Annotated in this window: 13 protein-coding genes; 8 read left to right on the top strand and 5 right to left on the bottom strand. The window is 64.1% G+C overall.

Translation table 11 applies throughout. The features are described 5' to 3' along the window. Nucleotides 1-6 precede the first annotated feature (6 nt). Together SO180_RS10170 and SO180_RS10165 are read left to right on the top strand one after the other, a co-directional pair. Nucleotides 7-1,581, top strand: a complete 1,575-nt coding sequence (locus tag SO180_RS10170; RefSeq protein WP_449378675.1) for an alkaline phosphatase D family protein — start codon at nt 7-9, stop codon at nt 1,579-1,581. Nucleotides 1,582-1,737: 156 nt separating this feature from the next. Further along, nucleotides 1,738-2,556: an aldo/keto reductase gene (locus SO180_RS10165; RefSeq protein ID WP_449378674.1), complete on the top strand. Its 819-nt coding sequence runs from the start codon at nt 1,738-1,740 to the stop codon at nt 2,554-2,556. A 57-nt stretch (nt 2,557-2,613) separates the two neighbouring features. Here the strand turns inward: SO180_RS10165 and SO180_RS10160 are convergent, their stop codons facing one another. Together SO180_RS10160 and SO180_RS10155 are read right to left on the bottom strand one after the other, a co-directional pair. After that, a complete protein-coding gene (locus SO180_RS10160) occupies nt 2,614-2,835 on the bottom strand; it encodes a hypothetical protein (protein WP_449378673.1) in 222 nt (73 codons plus the stop codon). Between the two features lie 108 nt (nt 2,836-2,943). After that, nucleotides 2,944-3,390, bottom strand: coding sequence for a hypothetical protein (locus SO180_RS10155; RefSeq protein WP_449378672.1), 447 nt, complete (start codon nt 3,388-3,390; stop codon nt 2,944-2,946). Nucleotides 3,391-3,558: 168 nt separating this feature from the next. Between SO180_RS10155 and SO180_RS10150 the strand changes: the two genes are divergently transcribed. Next, nucleotides 3,559-4,839 carry an amidohydrolase family protein gene (locus tag SO180_RS10150; RefSeq protein WP_449378671.1) on the top strand — a complete coding sequence of 427 codons (1,281 nt, stop codon included), beginning with the start codon at nt 3,559-3,561 and terminating at the stop codon, nt 4,837-4,839. A gap of 89 nt (nt 4,840-4,928) precedes the next feature. Then, a complete protein-coding gene (locus SO180_RS10145) occupies nt 4,929-5,201 on the top strand; it encodes a helix-turn-helix domain-containing protein (RefSeq protein WP_449378670.1) in 273 nt (90 codons plus the stop codon). Between the two features lie 7 nt (nt 5,202-5,208). Here SO180_RS10145 and SO180_RS10140 read toward each other — a convergent pair whose 3' ends face one another. Beyond that, a complete protein-coding gene (locus SO180_RS10140) occupies nt 5,209-6,444 on the bottom strand; it encodes an aminotransferase-like domain-containing protein (protein WP_449378669.1) in 1,236 nt (411 codons plus the stop codon). 53 nt (nt 6,445-6,497) lie between these two features. After that, on the bottom strand, nt 6,498-7,031 hold the full coding sequence (locus SO180_RS10135; protein WP_449378668.1) for a DUF3124 domain-containing protein: 534 nt from the start codon (nt 7,029-7,031) through the stop codon (nt 6,498-6,500). Nucleotides 7,032-7,098: 67 nt separating this feature from the next. Between SO180_RS10135 and SO180_RS10130 the strand changes: the two genes are divergently transcribed. From SO180_RS10130 to SO180_RS10115, 4 genes are all read left to right on the top strand, one after another. After that, nucleotides 7,099-8,823 carry a cation:proton antiporter domain-containing protein gene (locus tag SO180_RS10130; protein ID WP_449378667.1) on the top strand — a complete coding sequence of 575 codons (1,725 nt, stop codon included), beginning with the start codon at nt 7,099-7,101 and terminating at the stop codon, nt 8,821-8,823. Between the two features lie 172 nt (nt 8,824-8,995). After that, the gene (ribB, locus tag SO180_RS10125; RefSeq protein ID WP_449378666.1) at nt 8,996-10,072 is read left to right on the top strand and encodes a 3,4-dihydroxy-2-butanone-4-phosphate synthase; all 1,077 of its coding nucleotides are present in this window, start codon (nt 8,996-8,998) and stop codon (nt 10,070-10,072) included. A 128-nt stretch (nt 10,073-10,200) separates the two neighbouring features. Further along, entirely contained in the window at nt 10,201-11,415 is a 1,215-nt protein-coding gene (locus SO180_RS10120; protein WP_449378665.1) for an acyl-CoA dehydrogenase, read from the top strand. A 43-nt stretch (nt 11,416-11,458) separates the two neighbouring features. Further along, on the top strand, nt 11,459-12,394 hold the full coding sequence (locus SO180_RS10115; RefSeq protein WP_449378664.1) for an MBL fold metallo-hydrolase: 936 nt from the start codon (nt 11,459-11,461) through the stop codon (nt 12,392-12,394). A 103-nt stretch (nt 12,395-12,497) separates the two neighbouring features. Here the strand turns inward: SO180_RS10115 and SO180_RS10110 are convergent, their stop codons facing one another. Beyond that, nucleotides 12,498-13,352 (bottom strand): DUF1499 domain-containing protein, encoded by an 855-nt coding sequence (locus SO180_RS10110; RefSeq protein WP_449378663.1) that lies wholly within the window; start codon nt 13,350-13,352, stop codon nt 12,498-12,500. Nucleotides 13,353-13,362 lie beyond the last annotated feature (10 nt).

Below are 13,362 nucleotides of genomic sequence, written 5' to 3'. Positions count from 1 at the left end.
TCCTGAATGGCAACGCTCCGCGCATCGCGCGCATGGACCCGGCGGCAGTTTCTCGTCCGCTCTGCATCCTCCCTCGCGCTCGCCGGTCTCGGCCCTCTCGCCAAACCAAATCTCAGCCTCGCCGCTGACCGCCCGCTGATTGCGGGCGGCATCCAATCGGGCGACGTGTCCGAAGGCTCTGCCGTCATCTGGTCGCGCGCCGATCGGCCCGCGCGGATGCAGGTCGAATGTGCCACCGACGAAAGCTTCAAGACGATCCTGTCCGCGGCATCCGCCAACGCACTGCCAGATGCCGACCTCACCTCAAAAGTGCTGCTGCGCGACCTCCCGCCCGGGCAGGACATCTTCTATCGCGTGCGCTTCGACGACATCGCGACCGGCGTTGCCGGCGAGACGCGCACGGGACATTTCCGCACCGCGCCGGCCGCTGGCCAGTCGGTCTCTTTCGTGTGGTCCGGCGACACCGCCGGGCAGGGCTGGGGCATCGATACGTCGCGCGGCGGCATGCGCACCTATCGCACGATGCTCGACAACCGTCCGGACTTCTTCATCCATTCGGGCGACCATATCTATGCGGACTGCACCATTCCTTCCGAACTGAAGCTGCCGAACGGCGAGATCTGGCGCAACCTCGTTACCGAAGAGAAATCGGAAGTCGCGCACACGCTGGCGCAGTTTCGCGGCAACTACAAATACAATCACCTCGACGAGAATTTCCGCGCCTTCCATGCGGAGGTGCCGATGTTCGCGCAATGGGACGACCACGAGGTTACCAACGATTGGTCGCCTTATGGCAGCGTCGACGAGACCGGCTTTGATGCCAACGGTACCTCGCGCCTTGTTTCGCGCGCCCGGCGCGCGTTCTTCGACTTCATGCCGATCCGCGAGATCCCGCAGCTGCAAGGCCGTATCTATCGGAAGATTGCTTACGGGCCGCTGCTCGACGTCTTCATGATCGACATGCGTAGCTACCGCGACGGCACCTGGAACAAGGGCGAGGACCGCAACGGTTGGATCCTGGGCCGCGAGCAGCTCGCCTGGCTGAAGCGGGAACTCGCCGCTTCGCGCGCGACCTGGAAGGTGATCGCGGCCGACTTGCCGATCGGGCTGATCAGCCTCGACGCCGTCGCGCTCGGCGACGGTCCGCCCGACCGGCGTGAGCACGAGATCGCGGATCTGCTGTCCTTCATCAGGCGCGCCGGCGAGCGCAACATCGTCTGGCTCACCGCCGACATGCACTACACGGCGGCGCACTACTACGATCCCAACCGCGCGGTCTTCCAGGATTTCGAACCGTTCTGGGAGTTCGTCTCAGGCCCCCTCCATGCCGGCACCTGGGGACCGGGCGAGCTCGACAACACCTTTGGACCGGTCGCGATGTACCAGCATGGCTGCAATGCCGAGCAGGGTGAGAACCTTGCGCCCTGCTTCGGACTCCAGTTCTTCGGCCGCGTGGACATCGATGGCCGCACGGGAGTCATGACAGTGACGCTGAAGGACGTCGACAACCGCGACCTCTGGTCGGTTGACATCCTCCCGCAGCCGCAAGTGCGGCCTGCCGTGGTGGCACAGCATTCGTAAGAGGCTGGCGCCAGCTAACCCGATCTTGATTGGCCCCGCCTTAGCCGCCCAGCTATAGTGCTCAGCTCGCCATCGCTCTTCCACCACCGAAAATTCTGCTTGCGCGGCCCTTTGCGGCGCGCATCCGGCGGGCTGGAATTCGTCAGGAATGTTCTCATGGAAAATCTCAAAACCCAGGGCATCAGCATGCCCAAGCTCGGCCTCGGCACGTTCCGCATGCAGGGCGATGTCTGCCGCGCCGCGGTCGAAAGTGCGCTGTCGCTCGGTTATCGCCACATCGACACCGCCGAGATGTACGCCAATGAGGAGCCGATCGGTGCGGCGATTGCCGGCGCCGGCGTGCCGCGCGGCGAGCTGCACGTCACGACGAAGGTCTGGCACGAGAACCTCGCACCGGACGCGATCCGCAGCGCCTTCGACGCCAGCCTCAACAAGCTTCGGCTCGACCACGTCGACCTTTATCTTGTGCATTGGCCGTCGCGGAGTGCGAACTGGCCGGCGGTTTTCGAGACGCTGATGAGGCTGAAGGAAGAGGGCCGGACCCGCGCCATCGGTGTCGCCAATTTCACCACCGCGCTGCTCAAGCTCGCGGTTGAGGAGATCAGGGCGCCGATCGCCTGCAACCAGATCGAATATCACGTGATGCTCGACCAATCGAAGGTCATTGACTATCTCGTCGCAAAATCGATTCCGCTGATTGCATATTGCCCGCTGGCGCAGGGACGCGTCGCCTCTGATGCGGTCCTGGGCGAGATTGGCCGCAAGCACAACGCGACCGCTGCGCAGGTCGCGCTGAAGTGGTTGCTCGATCGGAAGGATGTAGCGGCGATTCCAAAGGCGTCGCGGCCGGAGAGCCAAAAGGCCAATCTCGACGCGCTGAAGATCACGCTCGATGACGACGATCGCAGAAAAATCGCCGCGCTGCCCAAGGACAGGCGCTGCGTCAATCCCGGCTTCGCGCCGGCATGGGACTGATCTTGCCGCGTGCGCATGCAAGGAAATGGCCCCACCGGGGCCATTTCAGCGTGCGCATTAGTCGTAGTGGCGGTGGCCACGCTTGATCACCACAACCCTGTCGCCGTGATGATGCCAGCCACGATGCATGCCGTAGTCACGGTGCTCGCGGAATTCGGCGCGGGCGCCGTAGGGGCCGTGATGATGGTTCTTGATCACCACCGTCTCGGCGCTCGCCATCGTCGGCACCGCGATCGCAAGTGCGCCGAGAGCCGCGACGACATAGCCAAGCTTCCTCATGATGTCCTCCTCCAATGAACGCCAATTTAAACCGCGCATGCGCGCGAACGTTCCGGAGGAACCGCCAGGAAAATTCTGAACGGTTGTTCAGTTTCGGCTTGCGTGCACTCACGTGCTGTTGCCGCAGCGGTGCTGCGCAGGTGTCGGCGCGCCGGTCTTGACGAACTTGCCGTCGCGGATGGTGTAGTCGCCGCGCTCGCCGCGATTGAAGATCGCGCGCAGGCTGCCGTCCTCCTGCAATGCGAGGCCAAACTCGCGCGCCTGATGCAGCGATGGGAAGAACACCATGATGTTGAGCAGGCCGTCTGCGTCGGTCGAAGCACCCACGACTTCGTTCTCATCTCTGGCATCACCGAAGTCGCGGCGATACATCACCCGGCCGTCCGGCCTGACCTCGTAGGTGAGCATTGCGCCCTTGTCGCGATCGGGCGGGAGCGAGCAATCGATCGCCCAGGAGCCGAGCAGCCCCCAATTGTCGATCGTTGCCGCGAGCGTCTCGGCGTCGACTGCGGATACGAGCGTAATCCAGACCAGCGCGGCCATCATCCCGCGCATCAAGAATAATCCCGTCACTTCCGAAAATCCCCGCCACGGTCCGCCGCAATGGCTTCAAGCCTAGCATTGTTATGCCGCACTGCAACTCGGCATGCTTATGCATGATGCTTGCACCTGCACACCGCGCGGCGCATCATCTCCACAATAAATAGAAGGGGGAACGTCGCCATGACCGGGTTGTCGCGTCGCCAGCTTCTCATGTTCGCCGGATCGTCTGCCGCGGCGGCTCTCTCGGGTCGGGCCGAGGCGGCGATGGGGCCGGGCGACAAGTTCGATCTCGTCATCAAGGGTGGCGACGTGATCGATCCCAGCCAATCGTTTCGCGGCAAACGCGATATCGGCATCCGCTGGGGCGTGATCGAGGCGGTCGAACCCGAGATTCCGGCGGAGCGCGCGCTGAAAAGCATCGACGCTTCCGGCAAGCTGGTGACGCCCGGGCTCGTCGACCTGCATTGCCACGTCTATCCCTATGGCTCGGCCATCGGCATTCCCGCAGACGAGCTGGTACAGTTTCAGGGCACCACCACCGTGGTGTCGGCTGGCGATGCCGGCGTGAACAATCTCGCGGCGCTGCGCCGCTACATCGTCGCGCAGTCGCGGGCGCGAATCTACGCCTTCGTGCATATCGCCAATAACGGGCTGTCGGCGTTCCCCGTTGCCGAGCTCTACAACATCGACAATGCGCAAATGGAGGCCTGCGCGATGGCGCTCGCGGAAAATCCGGACTTTCTCATCGGCGTCAAGGTGCGCATGTCCGAGAACGTCATCTTCAAGCATGGGCTGGAGCCGCTCAAGCGCGGCATCCAGGCCTGCGAGCTCTGCGGCTGGCCGGCCAAGATGATGGTCCATATCGGCGGCGTCGAGTCCAAGGAGCTGATGTCCGACATCCTCAACCTGCTGCGCCCTGGTGACGTGCTGACGCATGCCTATTCCGGTGCGCCGAACATGTCGGGCGCTTTCACCAACATCGTGCAGGACGGCCGACTATTGCCCGCCGCGCTCGCCGCCAAGCAGCGCGGCGTTATCTTCGATGTCGGCCATGGCGGCGGCAGCTTCGATTTCACGGTCGCGGAGGTCGCGATTCCCGGCGGCTGCACGCCGGACACCATTTCGTCCGACATCCACGTCTTCTCCGGCAACTCGCCGGGGATACCGTTCCTCCCCAACGTCATGAGCAAGTTCATGACGCTCGGCTTCTCGCTCGAGCAGGTGGTGTCGATGGTAACGGTCGCGCCGGCCAAGATCATCAATCGGGCGCCCAAGCTTGGCACCCTCCAGCTTGGCGCTCCCGGCGACGTCGCGATCATGGAGCTTGTCGAGGGCACCGTTACCTTCGTCGGCACCCGCAACAACAAGCGCGAAGGCAAGGCCTACCTGAAGCCGGTCCAGACCGTGATCAACGGGGTGCCGTTCGGCCGGCCGTATCAGTCGCCGTTCGCGGTGCGCTAGCCGATCGCTCCGCTATTTGATCCGCGTCAATGAGGCGGCCCGAAGCTGCGCCATAATGCCGGCTTCGGGAGGCGATCGTGGATAGATCAATGCTGGATGAAGTCACCGATTTCGCGGGCGAAGCGCTGCCGGGCAGTGACGCCGTTCCGCGTTATTCCGAAACCGAATTCCTGGCGGAGCTTGGCGAGCGGGTGCGGTCCTCGCGCATGCGCTGCGAGCTGTCGCGGCGGGAGCTCGCGCGCAGGTCGGGAATCTCCGAGCGCTACATCGCGCAGATCGAGGCCGGAAAGGGCAACGTCTCGATCGTCCTCCTGTTGCGGCTGGCCTCCGCGATCCACGGCAGCCGGGCACAGGCGGCCTGAGGCAGCTTCAACCCTGCGCCCTCTCCACGTTCGCGATTCGCGCCGGCACCCCGAACTCCTTGCGGCAGACTTCGGCGAGCGCGGCGACACCCTCGCGGATCTGCTGGTGCGTGGGGCTGGCAAAGCAGAGCCGCAGCCGCGGGCCGGAATGGCTCTTGCTGGTCGACCATTCCGAACCAGGATTGATCGAGACGCCGGCCGCGAGTGCGGCCTGGTACAGTTTTAGCGTATCGACATGGTCTGGCAGCTTCACCCAGAGGAAGATGCCGCCTTTGGGCTCCTCGAACTCGGCAGCCGTACCGAACTGCTCGTTCAACGCCTCCATCAGCGTGTCGAGTTTTGAGCGCAACGCACGGGTGAGAGTCGGTACGTGGGTCGAAAAATGCGGCCTGCAATATTCGGCGAGCACCATCTGCTCCAGCGCGCCGGATCCGGCGTCCGTCTTCAGCGCCAGAATCCGCGACATCACCTCCCAGGGCGCGACGATGAAACCGACCCGGAGGGCCGGCGCGATCGATTTGGAGAACGAGCCGATATGGATGACGCCGCCCTTGTCGCTCATCGCATGGATGGCCGGCGGCCGCTCTCCGGACCAGACGAGGTCGGCATAGCAATCATCCTCGAAGATTGGCACGCCGTAGTCGGCCGCAAGCCGCAACAGCTCGGCGCGGCGACTTTCCGGCATGATGCTGCCGGTCGGATTCTGCACTGTCGGGATGGTGTAGATGTACTTCGGCTGGATGCCGCGGCTCCTTAGGTCGGCAAGCGCAGACGCCAGAGCATCCATCCGCATGCCCTCGCCATCGAGGGGAATGCCGACCGTAGTCACGCCGAGCCGTGTCAGACGATTGAGCGCGCCCTGGTAGGTTTCCTGCTCGACGATCACGGTGTCGCCGCGCGCGAGCATCGTGTGGTTGACGAGGTCGAGCGCCTGCAAGGAGCCCGACACGATCAGGAGGTCGTCGACCGTGCAGATAATGCCGGCATCGCGTTTCAGCTTCGCGCTCAGGAATTCGCGTAACGGAAGGTAGCCCTGCGGACCATGCGCCAGTCCGTAAGTGGCGAGGTTGCGGCCCTCACGCCGCAGCACCGCATCGGCCGCCGTGATCAAATCATCGACCGGCACCTGCTCGGAATCATTGTTGCCGCCGACGAAGCTGTATTTTGCAAGCCCGGTCCAGCGCGCAGAAGGAGCCGGCAGCCCCGGCGGGAACAGGGGCGCGAAGTCGAAGTGGGCAGTCATGGGCAGTTTCCTCTGTTCTTGTTGAGCCAGACGGCATTGCGCCGGCCGGCCTGTTACTTCTTGCCGACCGTCCGGGTCGGGCGGCCCTGGCTGATGAAAGCGTAGTGCGCATTGGCGACGCCGCCAACCATCAAGGCCTCGATCACGGGCTCGGCGATCTCGCTCGCTGCCGCCCAGTCGACGATGAAGTTGGCGCCGGTCCCGCCGCGCACGTCCTCGGTCGGGATGACGACTGAGACCGTCGCAAGCGGCTTCAGCGCGACCGGCGATTTCAGATAGCTCTCGATCATCTTGCCGGCTGTGTCGAAATAGGCGATCCGATTCAGTACCAGGGGCTGGGTCTCCGACGCATTGTGGATGCTGAGGGTCACCGAGAAGTCGACGCGCAACTTGCCCTGGCTCATCGCGACGCTGGAATAGGCCGGCACGTAGAAGCCGCCCGAAACGGCGAGTTCCTCCTTCGGCATCACCGTGAGCGAATCAGCAAAGCCCTGTTCGATATTGACCTTCGGCTGTGCCGCGGCGGGCAGCGTCACGCCGAGCAGGCCGGCTATCAATGCGAGCACGATTTGCAGGACAATTGGCATGTGACGAATTGCTCGTTTGCCGCGCTGCACCGTGCCTCTAGGGTGCGGCAAAAAGGACTGCTTTGAGATGCACGAACTCATTGGCGATATCACTCTTTGTATTTTGTTCGCTTGGATGCTCGGCCTTTTGGCCCATTTCGCCCGCCAGCCGTTGATCCTGGCCTACCTTATCGCCGGCTTCTGCATAGGTCCATTCGGCGCCGGCTGGGTCAAGTCGCAGGAATCGATCAGCGTCATTTCGGAGCTTGGCCTGATCTTCATGCTGTTCATGATTGGGCTCGAGATCGACCTGAAGAAGATCGTGCGGGCGGGACGGGTGATCCTGTTCGCGGCCGGTGGCCAGCTCCTCGGCGGCTGTTTGCTCGGCATCTCGTTCTTCGCCGCCATCGGCCTGACGCTCGGCGGCGGTCATTTCGATGCCCTTTATCTCTGCGTAGCCTGCGCGCTCTCCAGTACAGTCATCATCGTCAAGGTGCTCTATGAAAAGCGCGAGCTGGATACGCTACCCGGCCGCATTACCCTTGGCGTCCTGGTGCTCCAGGACATCTTCGCCATCCTGTTCCTCGCCGTGCAGCCGAGCCTTGCCGACCTGCAAGCGAGTGTCATCCTGCTCTCAATTCTCCGCGTCGTGGTGCTGGTCACGGCAGCGCTCCTCGTCAGCCGCTTCGCGCTGCCGCGCCTGTTCCACCAGATCGCGCGCCGCCCCGAGCTGATTCTGCTCGGCGCGCTTGCCTGGTGCTTCCTGGTCGCCGAGACCGCCGAGCGGCTGTCGCTATCGCGCGAGATGGGAGCGCTGATCGCCGGCGTCTCGCTCTCGACTTTCCCGTACGCGCTCGATGTCACCGCCAAGGTCACGACCTTGCGCGATTTCTTCATCACGCTGTTCTTCGTCGCGCTCGGCATGACCATTCCCGTGCCGAACATGTCGGTGATCGGGCTTGCCCTGATGATTGCGGCCTTCACGGTCGTGAGCCGGCTCGTCACCACTTTCGTGCCGCTCTATCTGATGCAGCAGGGCCTGCGCGCGAGCCTGCTGCCGGCGATCAACCTCGCGCAGATCAGCGAGTTCTCGCTGGTCGTGATCCAGACCGGCGTCACCGACAACCATATCGCCCAGGAGACCGCCAACGCTGCCTCCTTCGCCTTCGTTGTGCTCGCGGTGCTCTCGACCTTCGTGATGGTGAGGAGCGACGAGATCACGCGCCGGGCGATCGGTCCCTTGAAGCGGTTCGGCCTTCGCGACCTCGATCACGCTCACGCCGAGGAGGGGCACGAAGGCGGCCATGGCGAGGCGCGGCGCATCGTCATCCTCGGATTTTTCCGCGCCGCGAGCGCGCTGCTCGCGGAGATCGAGCGGCAGGCGCCGGTGCTGCTCGAGCAGATCACGGTCGTCGATTTCAACCCCAATGTGTACCAGACGCTGCTTTCGCGCGGCCTGCATGTCATCTACGGCGACATCAGCAACGTCGACACGCTCGTCCATGCCGGCGTCGGCAAGTCCGAGATGATCATTCTCAGCGTGCCTGATGCGCTGTTGAAGGGGGCCACCAACGAGAAGCTCGTCCGCCACGTCCGCGTACTCAACCCCAGCGCCCTGATCGTGGCGACCGCCGATCTGCTGTCCGACGTCGGCGACCTCTACGCGGCGGGCGCCGACTATGTCACCGTCACCCGCCTCAGCGATGCGCATGAGCTGTTCACGATCATCGAGGCGGCCCAGGCTGGCCTGCTGGAGGACAAGCGGTCGGAGCTTGATCTACGGTTGAGCGAACGGCGCGAAGTGCTGCCCTAGGCGCGCTCGGCAACCTTCCACGCGGCCCGGGAGGGGCCTATATCCTTGGTATTTCCGGTGCAAGCCGGGCCCCGCGGGACTTGTTGAAGGCATAAGCGGTTGCGCCCGGCGCACTAGCGCGCGGATCGGAGTCCGGCTAAGCCTCCGGCCCACAACAGTCAGAGATTGGGAAATGCCCGATACCGTTCAGGAAGTTTTGCAGGCCTTCGCCAAGGGTGAGCTCGTCGTCGTCACCGATGACGAGGACCGGGAAGGCGAGGGCGATCTGATCGTCGCCGCCTCGCTCTGCACCGCCGAGAAGATGGCGTTCATCATCCGCCATACCTCGGGCATCGTCTGCGCGCCGATCACCACGGAGGACGCGCGGCGCCTGCGGCTCGATCCGATGGTCGCCCACAACGACTCCGCCCACACCACGGCCTTCACGGTCTCGATCGACTACAAGCCCGACGGTGGCACCGGCATTTCGGCCGAGGAGCGCGCCTCCTGCTGTCGCGCGCTCGCCAATCCCAATGTCGGCGCCGGCGACTTCGCCCGTCCGGGCCACATCTTTCCGTTGATCGCCAAGGATGGCGGCGTGCTGCTCCGCTCCGGTCATACCGAGGCAGCCGTCGACCTCTGCAAGCTCTCCGGTCTGCCGCCCGTCGGTGTCATCAGCGAACTGATGAACGACGACGGCAGCGTGATGAAGGGTGAGCAGGTCGCGCAGTTCGCCGTCCGGCACAAGCTCAAGCATGTCACGATTGCGGACCTGATCGCATACCGCCAAGCGCGCGAAAAGCTGATCGAGCGGGTCGCGACCTTCGTGACCGAAAGCCCGATCGGGCCGTTGCAGGGCTATGCCTATCGCTCGCCCTTCGATTCCATCGCCCATGTCGCCTTCGTCTATAACGGCGTCGGCGACGGCAAGAACGTGCTGACGCGCTTCCACAAGCCGAACATCGTCAAGGACATCTTCACCGGCCATAAGCGCATGCAGCTCGTGCTCGATCATTTCAAGAAGGCTGGCCGCGGCGTCCTGGTCTACTTGCGCGATGGCGCCGCCGGCGTTCCCGTGGAGCCCTTGCCGGACGAGTCGACGGCGGAGGCTGACCGCAACCGGCAGTGGCGCGAGGTCGGCGTCGGCGCGCAGATCCTGCGCGATCTCGGTGTCACCTCGATCCGGCATCTGACGTCGTCGGTGCATGACTACAAGGGCCTGTCCGGCTTCGGCATCGAGATCGTCGCCAACGAGCAGCTCGAGACCTGATGCGCCGTCATTCCGTGCGCGCGCCAGGCGGCGCCGGAATGACCGAAACCAGGACGCAATTGCAACTGGAGCGGCGGCGTTTTAATTTAACGGTCAATTAGACGGAACCAGACGCGAAAGGACGTTTCATGAGCGTGCGCCCTCAGGCCAAGGACAAGCCGGCTGCGGCTTCTTTCCAGTGGGACGATCCGTTCCTGCTCGACGAGCAGCTCACCGAAGATGAACGCATGGTGCGCGACACTGCGCGGGCCTACGCACAGGACAAGCTGCTGCCGCGCGTCACCAAGGCTTATCTCGAAGAGAAGACCGACCGTGAGATCTTTAACGAGATGGGCGAGCTCGGCCTGATCGGCATCACGCTGCCGGAGGAATATGGCTGTGCCAATGCGGGCTACGTCGCCTACGGCCTCGTCGCCCGCGAGATCGAGCGGGTCGATTCCGGCTATCGCTCGATGAACTCGGTGCAGTCCTCACTGGTGATGTATCCGATCTATGCCTATGGCGACGAGAACCAGCGCAAGAAGTACCTGCCGAAGCTCGCCAGCGGCGAGTGGGTCGGCTGCTTCGGCCTCACTGAGCCCGACGCCGGTTCCGATCCGGCCGGTATGAAGACCCGCGCCGAGAAGGTCTCGGATGGCTATCGCCTGACCGGCAGCAAAATGTGGATCTCGAATGCGCCGATCGCCGACGTGTTCGTGGTCTGGGCCAAGTCGGCCGAGCACGACAACCAGATCCGTGGCTTCGTGCTGGAGAAGGGCATGAAGGGCCTCTCCGCGCCGAAGATCGGCGGCAAGCTGTCGTTGCGCGCCTCCATCACCGGCGAGGTCGTCATGGACGGCGTCGTGGTGCCCGAGAGCGCGCTGCTGCCCAACGTGTCCGGCCTGAAGGGGCCGTTCGGCTGCCTCAACCGCGCCCGCTACGGCATCTCCTGGGGGGCGTTAGGGGCGGCTGAGGACTGCATGCACCGCGCCCGGCAATACACGCTCGACCGCAAGCAGTTCGGCAAGCCGCTCGCCGCGACCCAGCTCGTGCAGAAGAAGCTCGCGGACATGGAGACCGAGATCGCGCTGGGCCTCCAGGCAAGCTTGCGCGTCGGCCGCCTGATGGACGAAGGCAAGTTCGCGCCCGAGATGATCTCGATCGTCAAGCGCAACAATTGCGGCAAGGCGCTCGACATCGCGCGGGTCGCGCGCGACATGCACGGCGGCAACGGCATCCAGATCGAATATCACGTGATGCGCCATGTCCATAACCTCGAGACGGTCAACACCTACGAGGGAACGCACGACGTCCACGCCCTGATCCTCGGCCGCGCGATTACGGGCATCCAGGCGTTTTTCTGATCGCCACGGAAGTCGAACGCGGTTGGTATGCTCCGCTGTCAAGATGTGTATAAGAGACAGCGATAATGACGACGTCCCGTTCAACCGCAATTTTCCGCTGAAGCCGGGCGTCGTCGAGGAAGTCTGTCCCGGCGTGCGCCGTGTGCTCTGCAACAATCCGAGCCCGTTCACCTTCACCGGCACGGTCAGCTACATCGTGGGCCAGGGCAAGCTGGCGATCATCGATCCGGGTCCGGACAACGAGGCCCATGCGGCGGCGCTGCTCGATGCCGTTAGCGGCGAGACCGTGACGCACATCCTGGTCACCCACACCCATCGCGACCATTCGCCCAACTCCGGCCGGATCAAGGCGGCGACCGGCGCGACCGTCTATGCCGAAGGCCCGCATCGCGCCTCGCGCCCGCGCTTCGAGAGCGAGAAGCACAATCCGGAATCGGGTGCCGACCGCGACTTCGCGCCTGACGTGACAGTTGCCCATGGCGACGTCATCGAAGGCTCAGGCTGGCGGCTCGAAGCCGTCGCGACGCCGGGGCACACCGCCAACCACCTTGCCTTCGCCTGGCCCGAGCGGAAATTCAGCTTCGTCGGCGATCACGTGATGGGTTGGTCGACCTCGATCGTCGCTCCGCCCGACGGCTCGATGATCGACTATATGGACTCGCTCGACCGGCTCGCAGCACGCGAGGAGGATCTGTATTTCTCCGGCCACGGCGCCGAGATTCCCGAAGGGCCGCGCTATGTGCGCTTCCTGATCCGCCATCGCAAGGCGCGCGAAGCCTCGATCCTGCATCGCCTCGCCAAGGGCGAGGCCGACATCCCGACCATGGTGCGTGCGATCTATATCGGCATCGATCCGAGGCTCACGACCGCGGCCGGCTATTCCGTGCTGGCGCATCTGGAGGACCTCGTCGCCCGCGGCGTGGTGGCGACGGACGGCGATCCCGTGATTTCGGGCACGTATCGATTGGCCGCAGCCTAGCCTCCGTCATTCCGGGGCGATGCGTAGCATCGAACCCGGAATCTCGCGCCACAATCTCTGGATTCCGGGTTCGCGCTTTGCGCGCCCCGGTATGACGGAAGGTTTATTTCTTCACCGTTTTCGCCGGTGGTTTGACCGGCACGACGGGCGCCTTCTTCGCCGGCTTCAGCGCATCGGCGTCGGCTGCGGTGTTGAGATCGTCGATGAACTTGCTGACGCGCGCGGCGTTGCTGCCGAGGTCGCTGTCGAAATAGCGCGAGGCCGAGCGGATATCGACGCGGGAATCGTCGCCGTCAGGCACGATGCGGATCGAGACATCCTCGCGGAAACCCATGATCGGCGTGCGCGCTACCGCCTCGATGCGGCCGATGCGGCGCGGAGGCTGCGGCGGACGCTCGTCGATGATCAGCCACTTTCGCTTGCTGGCGATCTGGAGCGACAGCGCGTAGGCCCGGTCGACGGAAATCTCGAGCTCGATCGGCTCGATGTCCGGATAGAAATGGCGCTGCTGCTCGGCCGAATAGAGGCCGGCATAGGCAGCCGGATTGGCACCGTCGCCGGTGCGAAGGCGCGCCAGCGCCTCGAAGCGCGGCGGGTCGATCGGATCTGTGGTGATGTCGTGGATCGCCGGCAGCCTGCGGTATTGGAAGGCGAGATAGGCGGGATAGGCGAGGATCAGCGCGTTGATCAGGAAGGCGAGCAGGATGCGCCCCATGCCACGCGAGCCGTTCTGCCAGATCGCCGCAAAGCCCGCGAGTCCGAACAGGATCGAGAGCCCTGCGATCGCAAGCCCGCCGAAGAAGGTCGCCAGCGCCGGCTTGATCTCCAGAAAGCCGAAACGGACGATGAGGATCGAGACCAGGACCGCCACTACCGCGAACACGGCCAGATTGCGCGCCCAGCTGGCGAGCCCGGACACGGGCTCCGACTGGTAGGGAGCGGAAAACCTGCGGGCCATGCTGTTCCAT

The organism is Bradyrhizobium sp. UFLA05-112 (genome assembly GCF_053572325.1).
The sequence above is the reverse complement of the archived record's forward strand: the minus strand, read 5'-3'. Positions and strand labels throughout refer to the sequence as shown.

What these genes read in the sequence shown, in the direction of transcription:
- SO180_RS10155 (WP_449378672.1), bottom strand. Translation starts at nt 3,390, where the DNA reads ATGCGCGGGATGATGGCCGCGCTGGTCTGGATTACGCTCGTATCCGCA.
- SO180_RS10160 (WP_449378673.1), bottom strand. Translation starts at nt 2,835, where the DNA reads ATGAGGAAGCTTGGCTATGTCGTCGCGGCTCTCGGCGCACTTGCGATC.
- ribB (WP_449378666.1), top strand. Translation starts at nt 8,996, where the DNA reads ATGCCCGATACCGTTCAGGAAGTTTTGCAGGCCTTCGCCAAGGGTGAG.
- SO180_RS10115 (WP_449378664.1), top strand. Translation starts at nt 11,459, where the DNA reads ATGTGTATAAGAGACAGCGATAATGACGACGTCCCGTTCAACCGCAAT.
- SO180_RS10120 (WP_449378665.1), top strand. Translation starts at nt 10,201, where the DNA reads ATGAGCGTGCGCCCTCAGGCCAAGGACAAGCCGGCTGCGGCTTCTTTC.
- SO180_RS10110 (WP_449378663.1), bottom strand. Translation starts at nt 13,352, where the DNA reads ATGGCCCGCAGGTTTTCCGCTCCCTACCAGTCGGAGCCCGTGTCCGGG.
- SO180_RS10170 (WP_449378675.1), top strand. Translation starts at nt 7, where the DNA reads ATGGCAACGCTCCGCGCATCGCGCGCATGGACCCGGCGGCAGTTTCTC.
- SO180_RS10145 (WP_449378670.1), top strand. Translation starts at nt 4,929, where the DNA reads ATGCTGGATGAAGTCACCGATTTCGCGGGCGAAGCGCTGCCGGGCAGT.
- SO180_RS10140 (WP_449378669.1), bottom strand. Translation starts at nt 6,444, where the DNA reads ATGACTGCCCACTTCGACTTCGCGCCCCTGTTCCCGCCGGGGCTGCCG.
- SO180_RS10165 (WP_449378674.1), top strand. Translation starts at nt 1,738, where the DNA reads ATGGAAAATCTCAAAACCCAGGGCATCAGCATGCCCAAGCTCGGCCTC.
- SO180_RS10150 (WP_449378671.1), top strand. Translation starts at nt 3,559, where the DNA reads ATGACCGGGTTGTCGCGTCGCCAGCTTCTCATGTTCGCCGGATCGTCT.
- SO180_RS10130 (WP_449378667.1), top strand. Translation starts at nt 7,099, where the DNA reads ATGCACGAACTCATTGGCGATATCACTCTTTGTATTTTGTTCGCTTGG.
- SO180_RS10135 (WP_449378668.1), bottom strand. Translation starts at nt 7,031, where the DNA reads ATGCCAATTGTCCTGCAAATCGTGCTCGCATTGATAGCCGGCCTGCTC.